Source organism: Photobacterium sp. BZF1, from assembly GCF_014349205.1.
Lineage (GTDB): Bacteria > Pseudomonadota > Gammaproteobacteria > Enterobacterales > Vibrionaceae > Photobacterium.
In genome coordinates, this window is record NZ_JACSOF010000083.1 from 1 (window position 1) to 22,449 (window position 22,449).

Genomic DNA, 22,449 nt, shown 5'->3' on the forward strand with positions numbered 1-22,449 from the left:
GTTGAAATACCTAGTGCTCTTCCCGCCTCTCCTTTGCAGGCCATTTTATAACCATCCAAAGCGGTGGCTGCAGAGGCTGGTGTTCCTGGGGTATTAAGTAAAATAGCCGCCATTGAACCACCGTAGACTGCGCCAACATACACACCAATCAGCAACAATATACTAGGTACTGCATCCATTCCGAAAGTCAGTGGCAATACCAGAGCAACACCCATGGTTGTGGTCAGCCCAGGTAAGCACCCTATACACATCCCACCAGCAACGCCAAGTATTATATATAAGATAATAGATGGTTGCAGAACCAAATTTAACGCTTCAGCTAACATCATTAACTCCTAAAATAAAATACCAAATCTAAAAGGGACTTTCAGAACATAGTTAAAGATGCAGTAAACCACGGTAGTAATAACTAACGAAAAACCTATTCTTTGAAGTAACTTGTAATTGCTAAACCAAGTAATAAATCCATATAGCATTACAAAAGTAGATACCACAAAACCAATTAAATTCATGCAAACGAAGTAAACAACTAACGCCACCATGGTGATGTATACGCGTATTTGATTATCTCCGAGAAGCTCTAAAGGCAGGCTTTCTTTTTCTCTCAGTGCCGCAATACCAACAATAAACGCCGCTACAAACATGATTGCCGAAATCAATATTGGCCAAACACCAGGGCCAGGCACTCCTCCTCTAGAGTCTGGTAACTGGTTTGCAAAATATATCGTAAAAAGCGATAGCGCCATAAACATGGCTGATATAACAAGCTTTCCATATCTCATAATGACTTCCTAACTGCATGGGTCAATGGCACCAACCCTGTGCCATTGACCCACAGTGCCTGTTATTTATTTAGACCAATACTTTCAATTAGTTGCTTATAGAAGTTATCTTCGTTTGCAATTTTCTGAGCAAACTTATCAGTACCAATAATTTCAATATCATTGTTAGTATTGTTCATGAACTTAACAAAGGTATCTGTCTCTGCCGCATTAAGAATCGACTTAGTTAGGAAATCTACTGTCTCTTCTGGCGTATTGGCTGGAACCGCATAACCACGCCATGTACCGATAACTACGTCATAGCCGAGCTCTTTCGCTGTTGGGACATCTGGATTGTCTTTCAGGCGGTTTGGCGCAAGAACAGCCAAAGCTCTTAATGTGCCCGCTTCGACATGAGACGCGACTTCAGCGTAAGAAACGGAGACACCATCTAAGTGATGACCAAGTAGTGAAGTGATTGCCGCTGAAGAACCCTGGAATGGTACATGAGTAAACTCAACACCAGCAGCTTGCTCCATACCTGCGCCTGCTAGGTGCCAAATTGAGCCAGTCCCCGAGTTACCAAATAGAAGGTTATTTGTTTTAGCGCCCTCAATAAGTTGGTCTAGATTCTTATAAGGTGAGTCGGAAGGCACCGTAATCGCCGCATAGCCTGAGTTAACCATGGCAAGTGGCTTGAATTTTTTATAATCAATATCGCCACCATTACCAGTATGAGGAAGCATAACCAGTTCTGGTGCAATCATGGTCACGATGGTGCCGTCAGCTTTTGAGTTCATGCCATATGACATGCCAATCGAACCTGCACCACCCGTTCTGTTTTCTACTGCGATACCTTTTGGAAAATCAGGCTTTAGTGCTTCTGCTAGTGCACGGCTCACACTGTCTGAGCCACCACCCGCAGAATAAGGTACAATAATTTTTACTGGTCCATCAGGGTAATTATTTGCTGCCGTGGCAGTTGAAATACTGGTTGCCGCAAATACAGCAGACATCATGACAGCGGTAATTAACTTTTTCATTTTTGACCTCTTATTATTACACGACCCAATTTAAGAAATTAAATAGGCATGGGTACTAGTAGTTGTGTTTGTATATGGAGTAGAGTACGTATTTAAATACGAATATTAATTAAGTTGTTCAGATATCGATTTACAATATTTAGTAATTAACGGAATTAGCTCCTTCATCCTTTCTTCTGGCATATATTCTTTAACACTGGTTACAGAAACTGCCGCAATGATATTGTGATATTTATTTCTAATTGGTACTGCAACACAACGAACTAAATCTTCGTTATCTTCCAAGTCATAGCTATAGTCATGCTTTGAGTATTCTTCCATCCTACTCATCATTGAATTAACACTATGTGGAATTTGTGCGTTTATCAGGCGTGCCCATTCTGTCTTCGGCATATCTATCATTAGCGATTTGCCAATACCAGTAGCAGAAAGAGGCAAACGATCGCCAACTTGAGAACGAAGCTGTATGGTGCGCTGACCTGGAATTTTGTCTAAATAGAAAATTTGATCCTCATCCTTAATACCCAAGTGCACCGTTTCCTTAGTGACAGATGACAACTCCCGTAGGAAAGGCTTTGCAATCTCCTTCAGTGGCATATCTTGTTGAGCACGAACTCCTAACTGGATTACTTTGGTTCCCAGCACCAAGCCAATCCCTTTCACCTCGCGGACGTAACGTGCTTCGATCAGGCCCTGCAAAATTCGATGTACCGTTGATTTGGGTAAACCGAGTCGTATGCAGATATCTTTAAGCTGACGATCACCCGCTGCTATCGCATCGACTACATCAAATGCTTTTGCTAATGCCTGATTACCCTTTGACTTGAGCATATACACTCCTTAAATCCCTTGAGAAAAAATATAGCGGACATGAAGTTAAAATATTGTGATCAATATCCACGTTCCACTTTGTAATATGCTGTTCCCACATTGTGGAATTTCCAGAAGAAATAAAGCAGTAATTAGCTTTGCTGGTTGGGTAGATAAATATTGGTGTATGCAATAAGACTTTATTTTGAAGGGTTAAACACTGTGGGGAAATAGATAACAGGATGAATTAAAAGAAGTAATGCAGAAATTATAAAATGAATCAGCACCAAGCCATTTATAGCTGGCAATGCAAAATTATGAATCCCGAACGTACAGAATAAAAAAAGGATCTGATTACATCAGATCCTTTCGTATATTCAGTCAATCATCATGACAGCATTTATATGCCACCAAGAAACTTTACTTGTTGTATTTCTCAGTACTAAAGCCCATTAGCAAGCTGACACACATCAGCAGCAGAATGAAGACAAATGGCAATGCTGTTGAGATTGCACCAGCCTGAAGTGCTTCAATCGCTTCCGTACCGCCAACATAAAGCAGAACCGCTGCAACGGCACCTTCGATGAAGGCCCAGAAGATACGCTGAGGCATTGGCGAATCAATCTTACCGCCCGCAGTGATGTTATCAATAACCAGCGAACCTGAGTCAGAAGAGGTAATAAAGAACACCATAACCAGGATAATTGCTGTCACAGACAATAGTGTGCTTAGCGGTAGTGATTCGAACATCTCGAACATCGCCAGCGGAACTGAAGTCAGACCATTTTCGCCCAAGATACCAATACCGTTGATCACTTGATCAATCGCTTGACCACCGAATACAGACATCCAAAGCGTGGTGATAAGTGTCGGTACAATCAATACAGCAATCATGAACTCACGAATAGTACGACCTTTCGATACGCGGGCAATGAACATACCTACGAATGGCGACCAAGAAACCCACCAAGCCCAGTAGAAAATTGTCCAACCGTGCAGCCAAGATTGGTCTTCACGACCGTGCGGATTACTCAAGGCAAAGAAGTTTTTCGCGTAACCGGCAACAGTTGTTGGCACTGTGCCCATTGAGATAGCAAAGCCAGCCAATGCAACAAATACCAGCAGAGCCAGGGCAACAAGCATGTTGATGTTACTTAGTAGCTTAACGCCACCGTCGATACCACGGGCTACCGAGATAACCGCAAGCAAAGTAACGACTGCAATGACGGCAATCTGAAGGCCAATTCCGCCTGAAATACCAAATACGTGTTCAATACCGCTGGCAGCCTGCTGCGCACCAAGGCCAAGCGAGGTTGCCAAACCAAACATCGTCGCGAGGACAGCGAAGATATCAATAATATGACCCGGCCAGCCCCACACTCGATCGCCAAGGATCGGATAGAAGATTGAACGGATGGATAGTGGCAAACCTTTGTTGTAGGCGAAAAAAGCAAGGGAAAGCGCAACAACACCGTATATAGCCCAAGGGTGAAGACCCCAGTGGTACATGGTCGCACCCAGAGCAAGCTCTACTGCAGCTGGCGTGTTTGGCTCTACGTTCAAAGGTGTACCAAACCAACCGGTGTAGTAAGCAACAGGCTCAGCTACGCTCCAGAACATCAGGCCGATACCCATACCCGCTGCAAACAACATTGCCAGCCAAGACATACGGGAGTAATCAGCTTCAGCATCCTGACCACCGATACGGATTTTACCGAAAGGAGAGAAAATTAGGCCCAAACAGAAGATAACGAAGATGTTACCTGACCAAAGGAACAAAGCATCGAAGTTGTTGATGATGCCATTTTTGATTCCATCCAACGCAGCTTTAGACGACGCAGGGTCGCTCACCAAAATTGCCACGATGAATAGAACAATCAAACCAGCACTGGTACCGAAAACAGGGTTGTGAACATCAAACCCCCATTTCTGGATGTTATCCTGCCCTACCGTATAGTCCGTATTGTCTATGCTGTATCTATCAACTTTTTTCATTGTATTTTCCTACAAGTATGCCAAAGCACTTCGGAAGCATTATCTGACCTATCAGTAAGATTAGACTGATGGGCCAGATAATGTCTCAGTTGCGCTTGGGCACAAAATAGTTAGCCCTGTAAATAATCAAAAGTGGAGCAGATCAAACCATTTCCACCCCTATAGTGTCAAGTTTTGCTATAAATCAACGTCTAAAGCACAAAGTTTAACCGAAAACCGTTAGTTTCATGCTCATCAAAAGCATAAAGATGAAGTCATTTTATTTTGTGAACTAACCATTAATCGCTCACAAACTTCTTTTATTTTGATTTTATTATCGCTCTAAACATCCCTGCCCTTACAACAACTGTACAAAAAAGCGGCCAAAAGGCCGCTTACAGATAATGATTGAATTAAAGCTTATAGTGTAATTCCAGCAAAAATGAATCCGAAGCCAATACTGAAAATCATGCTAAGCAGGCCAGGAATCATGAAGCTATGGTTGAAAATATACTTACCGATTCGGGTTGTCCCAGTACGATCAAAATCAATAGAGGCAATGATAGGCCCGTAGTTCGGGATAAAGAAGTAACCGTTCACCGCAACAAAGGTTGCGATGATTACGTGCGTTGGCAAACCGATCGCGATACCAAGCGGAATCAATACCGCTGTTGTAGCACCTTGCGAGTTAACCATTACTGATAACGCAAACAATGCAAATGCAAACGCCCAAGGAGCAACCTCGACAATAGAAGATACTGCCGCTTTCACCTCTGTAATATGTGCTGCTGTTAGGGTATCCCCCAGCCAAGCAATACCGAAGATCGCAACTATCGCTCGCATACCGGCATGAAACACTGAGCCCTGAGTGATCTTATAACCGTCAGGCTTACAGATCAGAATGATCAATGCAGCAACACTTAACATCACAATTTCAATTGTGTGTGCCATTCCCATCGCCTTGCCATCAAAAGCGGGACGCAGAGAAGGGAAAGCTCCCATAAAGACGACAGCAACCGCGCCTAATATAAATAACATTACAGAGGTCTTAGCCGTCGGCGAGATGTCTACTTCTTTCACCGCTTCTTCCTGCTCCATTTCGGCACGGAAAGCAGGATCTTGCATTCGGCGCTGGTATTCTGGATCGTCTTTTAGCTCTTTTCCGAGCTTATTGACAACAACGCAAGCAGCCATCAATCCGAGGAAAGTCGCTGGGATAGTCACCATCAGGACATCACCCAAAGTGATCCCCCTTGGTTCAAGGAAACCGACTAGCGCTACCACAGCAGCGGCAATTGGGCTGGCAACAATAGCAAACTGTGAGGCAATCACAGCCATGCCTAGAGGACGTTCTGGACGAACACCGCTTCGGCGGCTGACCTCTGCAATAACAGGTAGGACCGAATATGCCACGTGGCCAGTACCTGCGACCATAGTAAAGAAGTAAGTCACCAAAGGTGCAATGAAGGTGATGTGCTTAGGATTTTTGCGCAGGATACTACTTGCGATCTTTATCATGTAATCAAGGCCACCAGCTGCTTGCATGGATGCAGCCGCCGCAACAACAGCCATGATCATTAACATCACATCAATAGGCGGACTTGTGGGTTGCAACCCAAAAACGAACGAGAGAATAGCGAGACCAACACCACCCATGACACCAAGGCCAATACCGCCGATACGGGCACCAATTAGAATACACCCCAAGACAATGAGGAACTGCAGCAAAAACATAGTAGCTTCCTTAAATGTTCAGTTTTAATGCAAGATATGAGAAAACTGGCCTGCAGTGCTTTGAATAAGTGAAATCGAGAAATAATTGATAAATCACAGTCACTTACAGGCCTTTTAGAATCGATGTCATTGTAAGGAAACTAGTTCATCAAAAGTTAATCATGATCAACCATTTGCATATTGATGATTAATTTATCTGGTAATGTGACTTGCGCCAGTATTTTCTTTTGCTCTGTGTTCAACTGGCAGATGAATGAAAAGATTAAGTGGGATAAACCAATAGATACAAAAAAAGCGGCCAATAAGGCCGCTTCAATATCATTTTTGCATGTATTAGATAAACAGCAGGTAGCCCATGAACATGGCTGCCAGCGAGTAAATCACAGGGTGTACTTCTTTCGCTTTGCCAGCAACAACCATTGAGAACGCGTAGCTCACAAAGCCCATTGCCATACCATTTGCCGGAGAGAATGACAGCACGGTAAACATAATAGTAAAGAAGGCTGCAATTCGAACTTCAACTACTTCCCAGCGGATCTTGGCGATACGGCCAATCATGTAGATTCCGACCACAACCATTGCCGGTGCTACCATCGCAGCAGAGAAAATAGAGAAGATTGGGTAGAAGAAAAGTGAGGCAAAGAACAAGCATGCCGCAACTACAGCACTCAAGCCCGTTTTCGCACCTTGTGAAGAAGCGATACCTGATTCAGAGAATGCTGTTACCGAGGTTGTACCCAGGACCGCACCGACAACCGTACCACCCGCATCTGCAACAAGGGCAGATTTTGCATTTGGTACTTTACCGTCTTTATCAATGATACCTGCATCGCGACCTACACCAACGATTGTGCTCAAGCCATCAAAGAAGTCGACAATAAGGAAGATCAACACAACAAACAGCAAGTCGAACATTTTCTCTGGGGTAAAGCCGGAGAAATCAAATATCTGCCCGAATGTCGGCGCAATGCTCGGCGGCAGAGATACGATTGAATCAGGAATAGGTGCATTGCTGGTACCGAATACAAAGTCGGCAGCCACTGTCAGCACAATCGCAGAGATAAAGGCAAAGAATGTGGCCAGTTTGATATTGCGGATCATACAGGCCAGAGCGATGAAAATAGAGATATAGGCAATCGCCACCTGAGGGTCGCGAATATCGCCCAGACTAACAAGGATGATTGGGTTTGAAACGATAATACCGGCGTTCTTTAGGCCAAGGAAAGCAATGAACAAACCTAGGGAAACCGAGATAGCCAGTTTTAGATCTTCCGGAATCGACTCAATCAAGCTCTTGCGGATTGATGTCATACTCAACAGAAGGTAAATAATACCTGAAATGAAAATACCCAGTAGCGCTTCATGCCAGACCAAGGCAATTGTACCGCTGAGAAGAACGCCCTTGAAGAAGCCATTCATACTCATACCAGGAGCAAGCATCACCGGGTAGTTACCCCAGATACCCATCACCAAGGTGGCTAAACCTGAAGCAATAGCGGTTGCTGTGAATAGTGCTCCCCTATCCATCCCAGGGATATCCCCTAAAATAGCAGGGTTAACGGCAAGGATGTAGCTCATTGCCAAAAAGGTAATAAAACCTGCATACATTTCTGTCGAAACAGTGGTCTTTCGCTCAGAAAGTTTAAATATCTTTTCCAAATTCACAACAAATACCTAAGGGCAAAAAATCATAGGAAAGATATTATTAAATAGATACTTAGTGCGAGACATCTGAACCAAGATGTATAGCTACCGAGCTACGGGTAAATTGTAGTTTCAGGAATAGGTCCTGAAGTAGAAACTTTTGGTCCGTCTCACCAAAAATATACAATTTAATAATTCTTGCTCGCGGATTTTAATGGTCTGAGTTGTGATTTCAATCTTGTAAATTGAAAAAAGCGACCACTGAAACATTTTGAAACAATATAAAGCAAACGTTTGCGTCGGTATCGCAATAACGCTTCGGTTTCGTAAACTGACCGTCACCAAAGTGATACATTTCTGTCACAAATACCCTTTAGGATACAGTCAACAAAATGCTTAACAGCCTAAAATTGCGATAATAAAAAGGAAGCAAACCATGAGCACCAAATCTGATTTTTCTCTTCGTGCAGAACCTGAGTTTAATCAAATCATTGAAAAAGGAATTAACCGTCGTCAGTTCCTCAAAGCCTCTTCAGCCGCAGGTACTGTTGCTTTTTTCGGGACATCTCCCCTATCGAACGCAATTGCGGCAACGGCAGATAATAAAGACTTGATTGGCTTTGAAGCTATTACAGCTTCTACCGAAGATAAAATCATCGTGCCAAAAGGTTACCAAGCTGATGTCCTTATCTCTTGGGGCGATCCTTTGTTCAAGGGGGCTCCTGCATTTAGCCAACAGGCCGACAGCCAAGCTCAGGCCCTTCAGTTTGGTGACAACAATGACGGTATGACCTTCTTCCAGATCAGCGCTGATCGTGGTGTCTTATCAATCAACAATGAATACACCAACCATGAATACCTGTTTGCCCACCAAGGCAAAACAATGTCAGCCGATGATGTGCTCAAATCGCAGAACGCTCATGGTATTTCCGTTGTAGAACTGAAAAAAGTCGATGGCAAATGGGAAGTTAACCAAGAGGGTCGCTTAAACCGTCGTATTACTGCCAACACAGAGATGGAGTTGACGGGCCCTGCTGCAGGTGATGCTTTGCTGAAAACAGCAGTAGACCCTAAAGGCACCAAAGTCCTCGGTACGTTTAACAATTGTGCCAACGGTGAAACGCCATGGGGTACCTACCTCACCTGTGAAGAAAACTTCAATGGTGTGTTTGGCTCTAAATCGGAAAGCCTTGTCCTTGATAGCAACCAGAAACGTTACGGCTTAAGCACAACAGGGGCTGGTTACGATTGGTTCAAGCATGATGATCGTTTTGATCTTGCCAAAAGCCCTAATGAACCAAACCGCCATGGCTGGGTTGTTGAAATTGATCCTATGGATCCAAACTCCACCCCGAAAAAACGCACTGCTCTTGGCCGCTTTAAACATGAAAATGCAGCCCTGACTATCAACAATGATGGCTATGTCGTTGTTTATCTGGGTGATGACGAGCGTGGCGAGCACCTATACCGCTTTGTTTCAAAGAACAAGTACAACCCAAGCAACCCTGCTGCAAACCGTGACATCCTTGATGAAGGTACATTGTATGTCGCCAAATTCAACGCCAAAGACGGTGAACTAGAAGGTAAAGGCGAATGGATTGAATTGACCTTCGGCAAAAACGGACTGACCAAGGAAAATGGCTTCAATAGCCAGGCTGAAATCCTAATTTTTGCCCGTAAGGCTGCAACCCAAGTGGGCGCAACAACCATGGACCGTCCAGAGTGGGTCGCGGTAAACCCCAAGAACCAGAGCGTATTCTGTACTTTGACCAACAATAAGTACCGTGGTGTTAAAGACAATCAGCCTGTTGACGCCGTCAACCCACGCGAGAAGAACCCTTATGGTCACATTGTTCGGTGGATGCCATCAGGACAAGATCATACTTCGAACAACTTCGATTGGGATCTTTACCTCATCGCTGGTAACCCAACCGTACACGAAGGGTTGATGGCAGGTAGCGACAACATCAATGCTGGCAACATGTTCAACAGCCCAGATGGTATTGGTTTTGATAATGCTGGCCGCCTGTGGATCCAAACTGACGGCAAATACTCAAATACCGGTGATTTTGCCGGTATGGGGAACAACCAAATGCTTTGTGGCGACCCAGAGAGTGGCGAAGTACGCCGATTCCTGACAGGCCCTATCGCCTGTGAAATTACAGGATTGACGTTTAGCCCAGATCAGAAAACCATGTTCATTGGCGTGCAGCATCCAGGTGAAGATCTAGCACCTTCTCATTTCCCTGACGGTGGTAACTCTATCCCGCGCTCGTCAGTGATTCGTATTACTCGCACTGATGGTGGCATCATCGGCGCAGCTTAATACAACAACAACCATAGCTCACTAGCTCATTTTGGCGGGTCTTCGGATCCGCTTTTTTTACAAGCTTGCTCGATTAAGTGCTGTTTTTCTTCACTGACGTGATCACCGAACCGTGCCAACAAGATCTTAAGTTTGGGCATGATCTGGCCCTCACAGAAAGGCCGGTTAGGATGGTCAAAAAAGTAATTCTGTTTTTCATCATCACAAGGTTCAAACTCTCCGCCATCTTCAACCTGGGTCAATAATGGTTCACGAAAATCACCTTGATGTAAGTTTACCGCTTCTAAGGCTCTGTTCCTTTGCGGCTCTGAGTAGGCGTAAACAGCAGAAGGGTAACGGTCACGAAGAGCATGTTCGGAAGTACAATGGTGGGTATGAAGATGGACACCGACTAACACATCCACTGTTATTTTCAGTGGATCGTACTCCACCAGCACAGCTTCATGACGTTCATCGCCATTTAGCGCAGTCATCCAGCCCTGCTCTGCCGATATCACACCGTCAAGGGATTGAAACACTGCCTCCATGCACCAGTAGCAACTGCCAGAGAAACCAAGCTGCTGTGTTTTCAGCATATTTCCACCCTATCAATATCCAATTCCACACCATTGAAGTGTAGCTCGGTATCAGGCTGTCAGGTGTTTCGCCGCTGTTATGCCCTGCTCATACCCCATCTGGAGTTTACGGCTGTCAGTGGTTACCCTACCTACCCCAAAATCATCCGGTGGGGTGATCACCTTGATACTACAATCCTCCGGTGGGTTATAGATAAAATCTATCGCACTGTTATAACTGTCGGCACGCTCTATCATAGCTTGTGCTAGTTGAGGTTTGTCACGGAGCAGCTTTCTAATCAACCAAGTAGTTTTGGGACTCGCCTTGCGGTAACCCTTCGGACGAGAAAGAACAACCGTTATATCCCTCGCGCCCATCTCATAGGCTTTAATGACAGGGATAGAATCAGCCACACCACCGTCAGTCATTTCATACCCATCCAACTCCGGATAGTCACGGTATGCGAGCGGTACCGCACAAGAAGCCTTGAGCAGCTGATTGAGATTTTGCTCCGTTGCCTGAATGTAATGTGGCTCACCGTTATCAACATTGGTGGTAACGACATACAAGGGGATCATTTGTTGTTCCAACTCCCAGCCGTCAATGGGAATTTCGTCGATAGTGACATCCCAAAGCCAATCAATATCTAGCCAGTGACCACCACGGATAAACCGAGGCAAGTCGATAAATTGCTTACGGCATGAGTAATCAGTGATAACACGGTGGGAACGGCCATGTTGGTTTGCCAACCATGCTGCTAAATTTGTTGAACCGGCAGAAACACCAATACAGAAATCAAATGGTCGATGATTAATGTCGAGGAAATGATCAAGCACTCCTGCTGCAAAGATCCCTCGCATTGCTCCGCCCTCAACCACTAACGCAGCCTTAGTACCAATTGTACCTTCAATAATCATACTGTCTAAAACTCCTTTTCATTCAGACAGTTTAGAATAAGGACTCTAAATATTAACTGAAGATTAGCAACAATTTGCTTAAAATTGGATCTCTGCCAAATTAAATCGGTACATGGCATCTTGGTATCCGGTTTTATCCGCTTGATAAAACGATGCGGGCATTCTGTCCTCATAACCTAACTGAGTAATCTTCTGCCATTCAGAACGTGACAGGATCACGTAATCGAGGTGCTGGTCCAGTAACTGGGCTATAGATTCGACTGACAACTCATCATCGCGAACCAGAGCTTTTAGCTTTCCGGTTAGCACAGACAGTGGAAGTACCAGTACACGTACCTTATCCTTACGGGATGAACAGGTCTTGGCTTTGATAGAAGATCGGGCAAAGCTATAAATTTGCTGCCATTCTGGCTTGCCATGCCGGGTCACAAGGTTATGCCGATAACAATAATAAGCTTCGAAATATTGGCGTAGCGAGTGATACCGCTCGTTATAGGCTTCTAGGTAGATATGTTGCAACTCAAGATTGGCACTAAATTCATTGGTCGCCACCATAACAGCTCCATTTTTCCTATTCTTCTAGTTAATTACACACGAATGACCAATGCCAATCGCTTTGGCCGCTGACCTTACCTGCTTCCATTAGATTTTCCATAAAAATCTGACTTTAGGGTGAAATTTATCGCCAAGTGTCTAGGTCTACTTGTTTAACATCATCTTTGATAAAGGAATATTCAATGCTAATTAAAAAGCCATCTCAGTTATCACTGAGCGAAAATGAAGCGACACCCGAGGCTATTTACAAGCAAAGACGTACGATTTTAAAAGCATTGGGTATCACAGTTGCAGGCTTGCCTCTCGCACAAACTGCCCAGGCTGGTCTTTTCGATGGATTCGGCAAAAAAGAAGCACCGGTCGATAAAAGACGAGCATTGGCCTCAGCATCATCACCTTATTCAAACAAATCCTTGTCCCTTACCCCAGAAGACAAGGTACTTGAATACAATAACTTTTATGAATTTGGCACCGACAAGTCAGACCCTGCCGCAAGGGCCCAGAACTTCCGGACCAACCCGTGGAATATTGAAATCGGCGGCCTTGTCAGCAAACCATACACACTGGGTTACGAGGATATCTTCAAGTCATTCCCTATTGAAGAGCGTATCTACCGTCTGCGCTGTGTTGAAGCATGGTCGATGAATATTCCATGGCTTGGATTTCCATTAGCGGCATTGCTGCGTAAGGCGGGCCCACTAAGTACGGCTAAATATGTCGCATTCGAAACCCTCTACGATCCAGAGCAAATGCCGGGGCAAGCTTCAAGACGATTGGGCGGCGGTATTGATTACCCCTATGTTGAAGGGTTAAGGCTCGATGAGGCTATGCACCCTCTGACATTGATGTCTGTAGGTCTATACGGGAAAACGCTGGCACCGCAAAACGGCGCACCGATAAGGCTTGTGGTGCCATGGAAATATGGCTTCAAAAGTATTAAGTCAGTAGTCAAAATCACCCTAACGGATAAACAGCCACCAACAACCTGGAACATACTGGCTCCGAGTGAATACGGCTTTTACGCCAACGTGAACCCAACAGTCGATCATCCGCGCTGGAGCCAAGCGAGTGAACGCTTTATCGGTGAAGGCAGTATCTTTAGTAGCCGCCGTCAGCCGACCAAAATGTTCAACGGTTATGAGTCACAAGTGGCTTCCCTATACAAAGGCCTAGATCTCAAACGTAATTACTAGCATGTAGCGATACAACAAGGCCCAACTTTTATTCTGTTCAGGAGAAAAACATGCCATTACAAATGACGACTCAATGGCGTTGGAAAATGACGCCACGCCAAGTGTTTTGGCTAAAAGTACTGATCCACTTCGTGTCTCTTATATTTGTTGCGCAGCTAGTGTATCTCACACTCACAGGAGGCATGGGGGCTGATCCGGTGCAAGGGATCAGTCACTACACGGGCAAAGCTGCCTTAAATACCTTGCTGATAACCCTCCTAGTGTCACCACTGGCTAAGTTATTCAAAGCAGGGATGCTAGTTCGTGTTCGTCGACTGCTCGGCTTATATTGTTTTTTCTGGGCCGTACTCCATCTAACCGGATACGTCGCACTTGATTTGAACTTCAACTGGTCACTGGTACTCGATGAAATTGTCAGCAGGCCATATTTGACCGTAGGAGCGGTAAGCTGGACGATTCTGTTGGCACTGGCTGTCACCTCAACACAGGGTATCCAACGCCGCATGGGTAAACACTGGCAGAAGCTGCACAACTGGGTTTACCTTGCCACCCTACTAGCGCCAATTCACTATATTTGGTCGGTAAAATCAGGGCTTGTCGAACCGGTGATCTATATCTTGATTACCCTTGCCTTACTGGCACTGCGTTATAAAACATTTCTCAAGGGGATCCCAACTAAGGTAAACATGATACGTGTTAAATAAGTCACTGTTTCACACCAACAAAATAGCGGATATACAGTGCTCACCGTCAAATTTCTGATACGATATAGATATCTACGTCCATAACGGACTTTAAGGCCGGAGAAAAGGGTTCCCACTCCGGTCCTTGCTGTGAGCTAGTGGGGCAAACTTGTTTTCTGAGCAACTAATTTCTGAATACCTTTCAACCAGCATCGAGCAGTTTCAACAAGACTGCTCAACACTGTGTGCGCAACATTACCCTACGGTGCATAACCGTGGCATGCGTGAGAACCATCTTGGCAAAGCGCTTTGCCGCCGAATAATGGCAACGCTGCAACAGGCCGAACATGACGCCCACTTCTCACAATTAAAAAACGATGATCAAATATCACAGCCGGTATTCGTTATTGAAACTTCGGACTTTGCCATTGCGGTTGTCGCTCACCGTCTGCTCAGCGCAAACAAAGCATGCCGTGCCGGTTTAGTTTCATCGATTGCCAACGTAAAAGGCACCCTTTCCTTGTCGAAGCCAACTTATATTGTGGTTGTTGCCGATCATTGGTTTGATCGCAGCAAGGCAAGCAAAGAAATCCCTGCTTGGTGGCTTGGCCAACTACCAACTAACACCAGTGACTATGCCGGCGATGGCATCAAGTTGATGGAATCGGCCGACAATATTGCCACTCAATTAGACAATGAGCAGCAAGTTACATCAGGCCAGTACCACCTACATCATCCGCTCAAACGTGAATCGAATAATAAGACGGTACACAAATACCTTTTATTGAGTGCCTTTATCCCATTGCATAAGTAGTTAACCATGTCTTCAGCTTCACATCTCTCCCTAAAGGAAGACTCAATAGGTCGCCTTTTCTTGCGCTATACCATGCCAACCATTGCAGCCATGCTGGTAACTGGCATCTATGTCGCTATCGATGGCATGTTCGTTGGCCACTTCATTGGTGAAAATGGTCTGGCGGGTATTATGCTGGGCTACCCCATTGGATCGATCCTATACGCACTTGGTGCAATGATTGGTATGGGGGCCTCTGCCTTAGTGTCGATAAAACTTGGGGAAGGTAATGAAGGTGAAGCCAGAAATATTGTCGGAAATGCCTTATCACTGTGCGTAATTACATCGCTCATCACCTGTACTTTGGGTGTTTTGTACGGTGAGTCCTTATTGAGATGGCTTGGCGCTGAAGGTGAAATTCTACAGATGGCATCCGACTATCTATTTTGGTATTTCACCCTAGGTGCATTTCCTATCATCTCAATGGCTTTCTCTGCCCTTTTGAGGAATGACGGACAACCGAATCGCGTTACCTTAATCATGATTTTGGGCGGCGTACTGAATGTCGTATTGGACTGGCTGTTCATCGTGGTGATCCCCTGGGAACTCACCGGTGCGGCAATTGCTACCATGCTTTCACAGCTAGCAACCGCCCTACTTTGCCTCCAGCACTTTTTCTCTGACAAAAGCCAACTTCGAATTACCTGGCAAACACTCAAATTAAGATGGCACGATGTCGGCCAGATTTGTCAGCTAGGTTTTTCCAGCCTGTTGATGTACCTCTACCTATCTGTGGTACTGACACTTCACAACAAAGCTTTCCTCTGGGTCGGCAAACCAATTCACGTCGCAGCATACGGTATTGTTAGCTACACCGAAGCTTTCTTCTATCTTATCTTTGAAGGTATTGCGCTCGGTATCCAGCCTATTACCAGCTACAACACGGGAGCAGGCCGACATGACCGAGTCATTGCCGTCAGAAATCTAGGCTTTGCTGCTACATTGGGGGTTGCCCTGCTGGGTGTCGCATTTATCTACAGCCAACCTGACTGGCTTGTATACGCCTTTGCCGGAGACAACCCAGCCCTACACCCTGTTGCGGTGAACGGTATATTGCACTATTTCTGGGGACTGCCAATGGAAGGAATGCTATTGGTCGGTGCAACCTATTTCCAATCTATCAACCGTGCCCGTGAAGCCTCCATGCTCTCCGGTGGCAAGCTTATCCTTATTAGCCTGTTTATTTTCGGACTCGCTAAAACATTGGGAGTCGACGGTGTTTGGATTGCCCTTCCTCTGTGTAGCTCCATGCTCACTATTTGGATGGTTTATGCTTTGCGCAAGCAACGTATGGCTGAATAGTGAAATAACATGAACGGGGCAACGCAAACGTTTCGCCCCGCTTTTTCGCTGCTTTATTGGGCATCTTTTTAAACACCAGCTAGTCATACAGTGACCATGCTCACAGAATGTGATCACACTCTGCAATACTGATTTTCAATAAAATGCTATTAGGTATTATCTGCGCAATTTCATTGAGGTCTGGTGATGATCATGTTCAAAAAAACTCTTGTAGCGGTTTCCCTAGCTGCTGCCACCCTTGCTAGTGCTTCCAGCTTCGCCGCTGAAAAAGTCGACCTGCTAATAAAAAACGCAACTGTCCTGACTATGGATGAAGACAAGAACGTTTATGAAAGTGGTCTTGTTGCAGTAAAAGAAAACAAAATTGTTGCCGTCACCGATGGCAGCGACCTGAAAGAGTTTGAAGCTAAAAAAGTTATCGATGCTGACGGCGATATCGTGATGCCGGGCCTTATCAATACCCACACCCACGTTTCAATGACCGTTTTCCGCTCGCTTGCTGATGACGTGCCAGACCGACTACACCGCTACATCTTCCCGCTGGAAAAGAAATTGGTTTCCCGCGATATGGTCCGCATTGGTGCCGCCCTGGGTAACGTAGAAATGCTAAAAGGTGGTGTGACTACCTACGCAGACATGTACTACTTCGAAGATGAAGTTGCAAAGACCGTTGATGAAATCGGTATGCGTGCTGTTCTTGGCGAAACAGTCATTATGTTCCCTGTTGCTGATGCTGCGAATGCCGATGAAGGTATCAAATACGCCGTAAACTTCATCGAGGAATACAAAGATCACCCTCGCATTACACCGGCATTCGCGCCGCACGCACCTTATACCAACACCACAGAAACACTGAAAAAGATCGCCGAGCTTTCGCTGAAGTATGATGTGCCGGTACTGACCCACCTTGCCGAGTCTGATCGTGAAGAGGAAGTCATCGCTGAACGTAGTGGTGGCATGTCTCCAGTAGAATACATGGCAGATATCGGTGCCCTGAACTCTAAACTAGTTGCTGCACACGTTATTCATGTTAACGACAGCGATATTGAATTACTGAAAAAACACGATGTAGGTATTGCCCACAACATGAGTGCCAACATCAAGTCGGCCAAAGGCGTATCTCCTGCGATGAAAATGCAGGAAGAAGGTTTGCGTGTTGGCCTAGGCACCGATGGTCCTATGTCAGGTAACACTATCTCGACCATTGACGAGTTCAACCAAGTTGCCAAAGTACACAAGCTAGTTAACCAAGACCGTGCTGCAATGCCTCCGGTTAAAGTGATTGAAATGGCAACCATTGGTGCAGCACGTGCCCTGCACATGGAAGATACTATTGGTTCACTGGAAGTTGGTAAACTGGCAGATATCATCGTTATTGATACCAAGGCACCGAATATGGTTCCTGTTTACAACCCATACTCGGCTTTGGTTTATTCTGCTTACGCACCAAACGTCAAGCACACCATCGTAGATGGTAAGATCCTGATGAAAGACCGCGAAATGACAACAGTCGATGAAGACAAGATCCGCCAGGAAGCGCTAGATTTTGCCGATAAAGTTCGTCAGACAGTAATCGAAAGTGGCGAAGTGGTTCAATAAGTCATAACGACTTCTTTAATCGACTATTAAACACCGCCTGCTTGGCGGTGTTTTATTATCTAGCGATTAACTGCCTATGATTAACACAATAATCAAACTTCATAGTTTCCATAAATCTTATTATCTAGAAAAAAAGTCACATTCTCTTTAGGATGCCGGTTCATTCTTATCGTCATATTCAACTAAATATAATACGCGCGAGAAACCATGTTTAAGGTAAGAGAAAGGTTCCAGACGGTTACTGTATATAACCAGCACGATCTAGACTGTGCATTGCGAGAACTCATGGATGTCGAAATTCACCTACAAGGTGATGTTTTCGAAATTTCTGCAGAGAACCTTTGTAGCGTAACACTGGTTGGCAGCGAGGAACGTAGAACAACCTTAATCCTTATAGGGGAGCCTGAACTTTCCTCCAAAATGGATAATGAACATGTTGTACAGCAGTTCTACCTCTCTAATTTTACCAATAGCACCTTTGTTAATGTCAGCCTAACTGCCAATGAACCAACAGAGTTACTTTTTGAGTCTAAGGCGAATATCGATGCGAACTGGAACGTCTATTATGACTTAACGAAACTTGAGGTTTTATCACTCAATGATGACAAATCAAACGGTCCTATTCACATCGATCAGGTAAGAAAAAAGCCAGATACAGCTCGTTTATTAGTTGAACATCAAGCTTATTAATTCTCAGCGAGCAAACTCGGCCAATTCTTGTCACCTTGGGCAATATGGCTGGGAACATCACGCTGCCATTTTTTCTGAACGGACTTGTTGTAGTTTAAATAAAGTTTGCCTTGGTGGATGTGCCAGGCATCTGGGTCAATTTTAGCAGTGTATCCCTGGCTTACCGCCCAGGCACAATATCCACCATACTGAGGGGCATACTTTTCAGGGTTTTGGGCAAAAGCATCGCGATTTTGTGCCGAAGAGAAATACCACTTAGCGTTATTCCAACGGTAGGTATAATCATCGTCACCACGTACGGGTTTACTTTGGGTGAAATAAGCAACCGGATCATACCCCTTAATCGCCTTGCCGAAAAAATCACTATACACAGGCTCTAAAGCCATTGCCGGTAATGATAGGCTTCCCCAAAGGGCAATAATACTGAATATCCTGAGAATCAATTTCATAACTAGCCACTCCATGTTCTGTCAGTCAGTAGTATAGACACGAGATCCCAGGAAAAAATTTCAAGGCGACTTTGTTTATCGATGCTCAGAAAATTATACCGTCAGTTACGTTCAATTTGATTGATTACTCCGGCAGCCGACAGCCTATTCTGCTTACTGAATACAACTAAGCTTCGCAATTTGCGAATATCGGCGACCAAATATCGAATGTGATTTCTTTTTTGTTCGCGATGTAAGGGGTTTGGCGTGCATGTGAATTCGCTGCGCTCTCTTAGAGAGTCGCATAATCTGCGCTCGAAAATGACAAGCAGTTCAGATGGAGTATGGCGGAAAAGATCAGTGCTAAGAACGACATGAAATGACACGGCTTCGAGATACGTACCTTTCATATTTGCCTCCTGTGAAACAAATGAGTTTTAAAGTTTCAGTTCCTCTACATGCATTGAAGTTGTTTCAGCTATTAATAGTGATGCTGTTTACATAAGCAAGTTATAGGCCAGCACATAAAAAGACGGTGTAACGAAGTTCAGAATCTAGCTCAATCTATGATGGTGTGTAACTTGATTGCGAGGGCTTTAAAGGGGAAATTAGCGGTACATATCGGCAAGAAAAAATAGAGCCTATTAAGGCTCTATTTTAAATTCGTAGCGACTTACACGTAGTAAGCTTCTACTGTACCCTTAAGGGTAATAAGGATTGGCTGGCCGCGGCGATCCAACGCTTTTGGTGAAGGAATTTTCACCCAACCTTCGCTGATGCAGTACTCTTCAACATCAGTACGCTCTTTGCCGTTTAGACGGATACCGATCGCGTGTTCAAAGCACTCTGCCACGTGGTGTGGGCTGCGAGGGTTACATGCAAGATGATCTGGCAATGCTGGTTTAGAATCGCTCATAATTGTGACCTGATTATAGTAAAAAGTGCGTCATTGTAGACAATGCGTGCTTGGCACTCAAGCACTGTAATCGTAGTTGAAGCAACTATTTAACTCAAAGCAAACGCAAAAAGAATAACTACGGTTTTTCTACAATCAGATAAGTATGCAACTCCGGGTATTGGTCAAATTCAAGGTGTCGGATTGCACAACCAAGCTCTAAATATAGGCTCAGGAAGCCATTTGTTCCAAGAGATGAATAATAGACTTCTGGTCCCATAAAATTATCGGTGTGCTCCCCTTCTTCTGCAGTACCGCCAAAAGAGAAAATGAACACGCCACCGCGATTGAGGCTATCGAAAATTTTAGTCAGCACGTTGCGCTGCTCGCTGAGAGGGATATGCCAAATACTGTCCCAGGCTGTAATAAAGTCGAATCGCTGGCTGAGCTGATGTGTGCAGATGTCCGCTTTGAACAGTTCGACATCAGGGTGACGTTGTCGCGCGAGGGCAAGCATACGATCCGACATATCTATTCCCACTAAGCCTTCTGGGGTAAAACCTTCACTCAGCATCAAATCAAAAAATCGCCCCGTACAGCCACACCCGATGTCTAACGCTTTACCCTTGGTTTTCACAAACGATAATGCTCGCCTATGTGCCTCTATACCGTTTTCACGATTAAAATCATCACTCTGCCATAGGTGAGTAATTTGATCGTAGGCTTTGCCAATCTGCTCAGGTTTCATAAACTGTCCCTGCCGAATGTCTAAACAAGCTTTTCCATATAGATAAACTTTTCATCATCACTAACAACGTTAAAACCACAACGTTGGTACAGATGAAATGCAGGGCTTATCTTGAAAACTCTAAGCCTGATCTTCTTTGCGCCAGACTGTTTAGTTAATCTCATCGCTTCATCGAGTGCCTTTGCACCCAAGCCTTTATTTTGAAATGCCCCACTGATCTGAAGATCGCGAACATAGCCACCCTCACCATCAAATGACATCCGTATAGCCCCAATGACTTCCCCGTTATAGAGAATATCCCAGTTATCCAAGCCCTGAATCTGCTCCAGTATTTTTGACGGCTCCCACGACACCGAAAGCTGCTCATAATAAGGGCGCATATTTTGGTAAGTAATTTCAGCCGATTGGCTAAGGTTCGTTGACGGTTGATAAGAAATCACTTGTTACTACCCTTTATCCATCACAACACTAAGCCCAATTCTTGTAGTTCTTGCTCGCACTGTGCCGAGTTTTCAAATTGAATTGCGGCAATGCCTACAGCCTTTGCACCATCGACGTTATAAGGCATGTCATCGATAAACACTGTCTCTGAAGGCTTAATATCATTTTGTTTCAACAAAGCTTGGTAAATGGCAGCTTGAGGTTTTAGCAAGCCCAAATCAGCAGAGACCGTTGCGCCATCAAACAGGTCCCAAAACGTGTAAGTCGATTTAAGGTGAGTAACGATTTCATGGACATTGTCAGTAAGTGCATAAACGTTATAACCTGCGGCTTTTACACGCTGTACTAACTCAACAGACCCAAAAATTAAAAGCTGGGTATGTTTTACGTAATAAAATAGCCGCTCACACTCTAGCTCTGATAAACCAATTGTTGCCTGATAACGAACCTTAGCTTCAGCTTCTGATATAAAACCTTTGTTGAGATCCATCCAGATATCAGACAGGAAAACAGACTTGGCCAACTCCTCGTGATCGCAATCATTACCAAATGTCAGCCTAATTATTTCTAATGGAGCCCAACGTACAATGACGTTTCCGATATCAAAAACGACGTTTTTAATGCTTGTAGATTCCATTCTTGCTCCTTTGAATTATCCAGATGCATTAGCGATTTTTGGCTTGCAACACTAAAAGTCAATTGACCAGACCCAGCACACGGCCGCCCCACAGTATCACCTCTTTATAGGTAGAAAACCAACTACTTATTTCAACGGCTTCATTCCCTTTAAACTTCCGTTCTTCAAAGCAAGAAGATCTTCTTTCTATGATTCCATATACAAGTCCATGATTTTACAGTGAGTGGATATTGTCAAAAATATAACAAAGAAGTGCCAAGACATGTCTCTAACGTTAAACCCTTTACTAAACGCCCCCAAAGGCAAACCATTTCGAGATTCACTGAGAGGACTTCTGCTTGCTGGATGGAGTGAACGCAGCACTTCTAAGGCGATAGGCCTGCATAGGTTCACGCAAGATTACTTGGAAGAAAAAACATGTCAGTTTTGCCCTACATCAACTATTCCCTCTAGGTAGAGAAGTAAAGCTACCCTGCCCCAAAAACCCAACAAGAACTGGATAACATCAGAGAATTCCAACAATGGGCCGGAGGCTTTTAGAAAACCAACTATTTTATCTTCAACTATCAACGCTCTTGGTTGGTATTCCGCTCTGCAACGTAGAACTGATCTTGCGTAGAATCGAGCGATTCTTGCAGTTCTAATTATGTTCCATTCTATT

Annotated in this window: 22 protein-coding genes, 1 pseudogene and 1 riboswitch; of the genes and pseudogenes, 8 read left to right on the forward strand and 15 right to left on the reverse strand. The window is 44.7% G+C overall.

The window, feature by feature from the left end:
• The 7 genes from BIZ37_RS18010 to BIZ37_RS18040 form a co-directional block, all read right to left on the reverse strand.
• Positions 1-326: tripartite tricarboxylate transporter permease (locus BIZ37_RS18010; RefSeq protein WP_187462657.1), on the reverse strand; the 326-nt coding region annotated here is incomplete at its 3' end.
• A gap of 9 nt (positions 327-335) precedes the next feature.
• Positions 336-782 (reverse strand): tripartite tricarboxylate transporter TctB family protein, encoded by a 447-nt coding sequence (locus BIZ37_RS18015; protein WP_187462658.1) that lies wholly within the window; start codon positions 780-782, stop codon positions 336-338.
• 62 nt (positions 783-844) lie between these two features.
• Complete coding sequence (locus BIZ37_RS18020; protein WP_187462659.1) at positions 845-1,804, reverse strand: tripartite tricarboxylate transporter substrate binding protein; 960 nt, start codon at positions 1,802-1,804, stop codon at positions 845-847.
• Between the two features lie 105 nt (positions 1,805-1,909).
• A complete protein-coding gene (locus BIZ37_RS18025) occupies positions 1,910-2,635 on the reverse strand; it encodes an IclR family transcriptional regulator (protein WP_187462660.1) in 726 nt (241 codons plus the stop codon).
• A gap of 399 nt (positions 2,636-3,034) precedes the next feature.
• Positions 3,035-4,609: a BCCT family transporter gene (locus BIZ37_RS18030; RefSeq protein ID WP_187462661.1), complete on the reverse strand. Its 1,575-nt coding sequence runs from the start codon at positions 4,607-4,609 to the stop codon at positions 3,035-3,037.
• Positions 4,610-5,008: 399 nt separating this feature from the next.
• Positions 5,009-6,322, reverse strand: a complete 1,314-nt coding sequence (locus BIZ37_RS18035; RefSeq protein WP_187462662.1) for an anaerobic C4-dicarboxylate transporter family protein — start codon at positions 6,320-6,322, stop codon at positions 5,009-5,011.
• 333 nt (positions 6,323-6,655) lie between these two features.
• Positions 6,656-7,987 carry an NCS2 family permease gene (locus tag BIZ37_RS18040; RefSeq protein ID WP_237156854.1) on the reverse strand — a complete coding sequence of 444 codons (1,332 nt, stop codon included), beginning with the start codon at positions 7,985-7,987 and terminating at the stop codon, positions 6,656-6,658.
• An 86-nt stretch (positions 7,988-8,073) separates the two neighbouring features.
• Positions 8,074-8,173: riboswitch (purine riboswitch) on the reverse strand.
• 229 nt (positions 8,174-8,402) lie between these two features.
• On the opposite strand from BIZ37_RS18040, the gene BIZ37_RS18045 reads away from it, so the two are divergent.
• The gene (locus BIZ37_RS18045) at positions 8,403-10,292 is read left to right on the forward strand and encodes a PhoX family phosphatase (RefSeq protein ID WP_187462663.1); all 1,890 of its coding nucleotides are present in this window, start codon (positions 8,403-8,405) and stop codon (positions 10,290-10,292) included.
• Positions 10,293-10,318: 26 nt separating this feature from the next.
• Here BIZ37_RS18045 and BIZ37_RS18050 read toward each other — a convergent pair whose 3' ends face one another.
• The 3 genes from BIZ37_RS18050 to BIZ37_RS18060 all read right to left on the reverse strand — a co-directional run bounded on the left by BIZ37_RS18050 (position 10,319) and on the right by BIZ37_RS18060 (position 12,319).
• The gene (locus tag BIZ37_RS18050; protein WP_187462664.1) at positions 10,319-10,867 is read right to left on the reverse strand and encodes a peptide-methionine (S)-S-oxide reductase; all 549 of its coding nucleotides are present in this window, start codon (positions 10,865-10,867) and stop codon (positions 10,319-10,321) included.
• A gap of 51 nt (positions 10,868-10,918) precedes the next feature.
• The gene (locus BIZ37_RS18055) at positions 10,919-11,764 is read right to left on the reverse strand and encodes a patatin family protein (RefSeq protein ID WP_187462665.1); all 846 of its coding nucleotides are present in this window, start codon (positions 11,762-11,764) and stop codon (positions 10,919-10,921) included.
• Between the two features lie 78 nt (positions 11,765-11,842).
• A complete protein-coding gene (locus tag BIZ37_RS18060) occupies positions 11,843-12,319 on the reverse strand; it encodes a hypothetical protein (RefSeq protein ID WP_187462666.1) in 477 nt (158 codons plus the stop codon).
• 182 nt (positions 12,320-12,501) lie between these two features.
• On the opposite strand from BIZ37_RS18060, the gene msrP reads away from it, so the two are divergent.
• The 6 genes from msrP (at position 12,502) to BIZ37_RS18090 (ending at position 18,639) form a co-directional block, all read left to right on the forward strand.
• On the forward strand, positions 12,502-13,512 hold the full coding sequence (msrP, locus tag BIZ37_RS18065; RefSeq protein ID WP_187462667.1) for a protein-methionine-sulfoxide reductase catalytic subunit MsrP: 1,011 nt from the start codon (positions 12,502-12,504) through the stop codon (positions 13,510-13,512).
• 50 nt (positions 13,513-13,562) lie between these two features.
• Complete coding sequence (gene msrQ / locus BIZ37_RS18070) at positions 13,563-14,216, forward strand: protein-methionine-sulfoxide reductase heme-binding subunit MsrQ (RefSeq protein ID WP_255526805.1); 654 nt, start codon at positions 13,563-13,565, stop codon at positions 14,214-14,216.
• Positions 14,217-14,364: 148 nt separating this feature from the next.
• Positions 14,365-15,009 (forward strand): hypothetical protein, encoded by a 645-nt coding sequence (locus tag BIZ37_RS18075; protein ID WP_187462668.1) that lies wholly within the window; start codon positions 14,365-14,367, stop codon positions 15,007-15,009.
• A 6-nt stretch (positions 15,010-15,015) separates the two neighbouring features.
• Positions 15,016-16,350 carry an MATE family efflux transporter gene (locus tag BIZ37_RS18080; protein WP_187462669.1) on the forward strand — a complete coding sequence of 445 codons (1,335 nt, stop codon included), beginning with the start codon at positions 15,016-15,018 and terminating at the stop codon, positions 16,348-16,350.
• 189 nt (positions 16,351-16,539) lie between these two features.
• Positions 16,540-17,949 (forward strand): amidohydrolase, encoded by a 1,410-nt coding sequence (locus BIZ37_RS18085; protein ID WP_187462684.1) that lies wholly within the window; start codon positions 16,540-16,542, stop codon positions 17,947-17,949.
• A gap of 285 nt (positions 17,950-18,234) precedes the next feature.
• A complete protein-coding gene (locus BIZ37_RS18090; protein ID WP_187462670.1) occupies positions 18,235-18,639 on the forward strand; it encodes a hypothetical protein in 405 nt (134 codons plus the stop codon).
• Here the strand turns inward: BIZ37_RS18090 and BIZ37_RS18095 are convergent.
• From BIZ37_RS18095 to BIZ37_RS18115, 5 genes are all read right to left on the reverse strand, one after another.
• Positions 18,636-19,088 (reverse strand): YHS domain-containing (seleno)protein, encoded by a 453-nt coding sequence (locus BIZ37_RS18095; protein ID WP_187462671.1) that lies wholly within the window; start codon positions 19,086-19,088, stop codon positions 18,636-18,638. The two genes, BIZ37_RS18090 and BIZ37_RS18095, sit on opposite strands and share 4 nt — an antisense overlap.
• A gap of 652 nt (positions 19,089-19,740) precedes the next feature.
• On the reverse strand, positions 19,741-19,983 hold the full coding sequence (locus BIZ37_RS18100) for a DUF3297 family protein (RefSeq protein WP_107296735.1): 243 nt from the start codon (positions 19,981-19,983) through the stop codon (positions 19,741-19,743).
• Positions 19,984-20,101: 118 nt separating this feature from the next.
• Positions 20,102-20,710, reverse strand: coding sequence for a trans-aconitate 2-methyltransferase (locus tag BIZ37_RS18105; protein WP_187462672.1), 609 nt, complete (start codon positions 20,708-20,710; stop codon positions 20,102-20,104).
• 20 nt (positions 20,711-20,730) lie between these two features.
• Complete coding sequence (locus BIZ37_RS18110; RefSeq protein WP_187462673.1) at positions 20,731-21,150, reverse strand: GNAT family N-acetyltransferase; 420 nt, start codon at positions 21,148-21,150, stop codon at positions 20,731-20,733.
• Between the two features lie 20 nt (positions 21,151-21,170).
• Positions 21,171-21,788 carry an HAD family phosphatase gene (locus tag BIZ37_RS18115; RefSeq protein ID WP_187462674.1) on the reverse strand — a complete coding sequence of 206 codons (618 nt, stop codon included), beginning with the start codon at positions 21,786-21,788 and terminating at the stop codon, positions 21,171-21,173.
• A gap of 298 nt (positions 21,789-22,086) precedes the next feature.
• Here BIZ37_RS18115 and BIZ37_RS30515 point away from each other — a divergent pair.
• Positions 22,087-22,328 (forward strand): annotated as a pseudogene (locus tag BIZ37_RS30515) (hypothetical protein); the annotation flags it as partial.
• Positions 22,329-22,449: the final 121 nt, after the last annotated feature.

Coding starts and splice junctions, on each gene's coding strand:
- BIZ37_RS18015 (WP_187462658.1), bottom strand. CDS start 782: ATGAGATATGGAAAGCTTGTTATATCAGCCATGTTTATGGCGCTATCG.
- BIZ37_RS18020 (WP_187462659.1), bottom strand. CDS start 1,804: ATGAAAAAGTTAATTACCGCTGTCATGATGTCTGCTGTATTTGCGGCA.
- BIZ37_RS18025 (WP_187462660.1), bottom strand. CDS start 2,635: ATGCTCAAGTCAAAGGGTAATCAGGCATTAGCAAAAGCATTTGATGTA.
- BIZ37_RS18030 (WP_187462661.1), bottom strand. CDS start 4,609: ATGAAAAAAGTTGATAGATACAGCATAGACAATACGGACTATACGGTA.
- BIZ37_RS18035 (WP_187462662.1), bottom strand. CDS start 6,322: ATGTTTTTGCTGCAGTTCCTCATTGTCTTGGGGTGTATTCTAATTGGT.
- BIZ37_RS18045 (WP_187462663.1), top strand. CDS start 8,403: ATGAGCACCAAATCTGATTTTTCTCTTCGTGCAGAACCTGAGTTTAAT.
- BIZ37_RS18050 (WP_187462664.1), bottom strand. CDS start 10,867: ATGCTGAAAACACAGCAGCTTGGTTTCTCTGGCAGTTGCTACTGGTGC.
- BIZ37_RS18055 (WP_187462665.1), bottom strand. CDS start 11,764: ATGATTATTGAAGGTACAATTGGTACTAAGGCTGCGTTAGTGGTTGAG.
- BIZ37_RS18060 (WP_187462666.1), bottom strand. CDS start 12,319: ATGGTGGCGACCAATGAATTTAGTGCCAATCTTGAGTTGCAACATATC.
- msrP (WP_187462667.1), top strand. CDS start 12,502: ATGCTAATTAAAAAGCCATCTCAGTTATCACTGAGCGAAAATGAAGCG.
- msrQ (WP_255526805.1), top strand. CDS start 13,563: ATGCCATTACAAATGACGACTCAATGGCGTTGGAAAATGACGCCACGC.
- BIZ37_RS18080 (WP_187462669.1), top strand. CDS start 15,016: ATGTCTTCAGCTTCACATCTCTCCCTAAAGGAAGACTCAATAGGTCGC.
- BIZ37_RS18090 (WP_187462670.1), top strand. CDS start 18,235: ATGGATGTCGAAATTCACCTACAAGGTGATGTTTTCGAAATTTCTGCA.
- BIZ37_RS18095 (WP_187462671.1), bottom strand. CDS start 19,088: ATGAAATTGATTCTCAGGATATTCAGTATTATTGCCCTTTGGGGAAGC.
- BIZ37_RS18100 (WP_107296735.1), bottom strand. CDS start 19,983: ATGAGCGATTCTAAACCAGCATTGCCAGATCATCTTGCATGTAACCCT.
- BIZ37_RS18105 (WP_187462672.1), bottom strand. CDS start 20,710: ATGAAACCTGAGCAGATTGGCAAAGCCTACGATCAAATTACTCACCTA.
- BIZ37_RS18115 (WP_187462674.1), bottom strand. CDS start 21,788: ATGGAATCTACAAGCATTAAAAACGTCGTTTTTGATATCGGAAACGTC.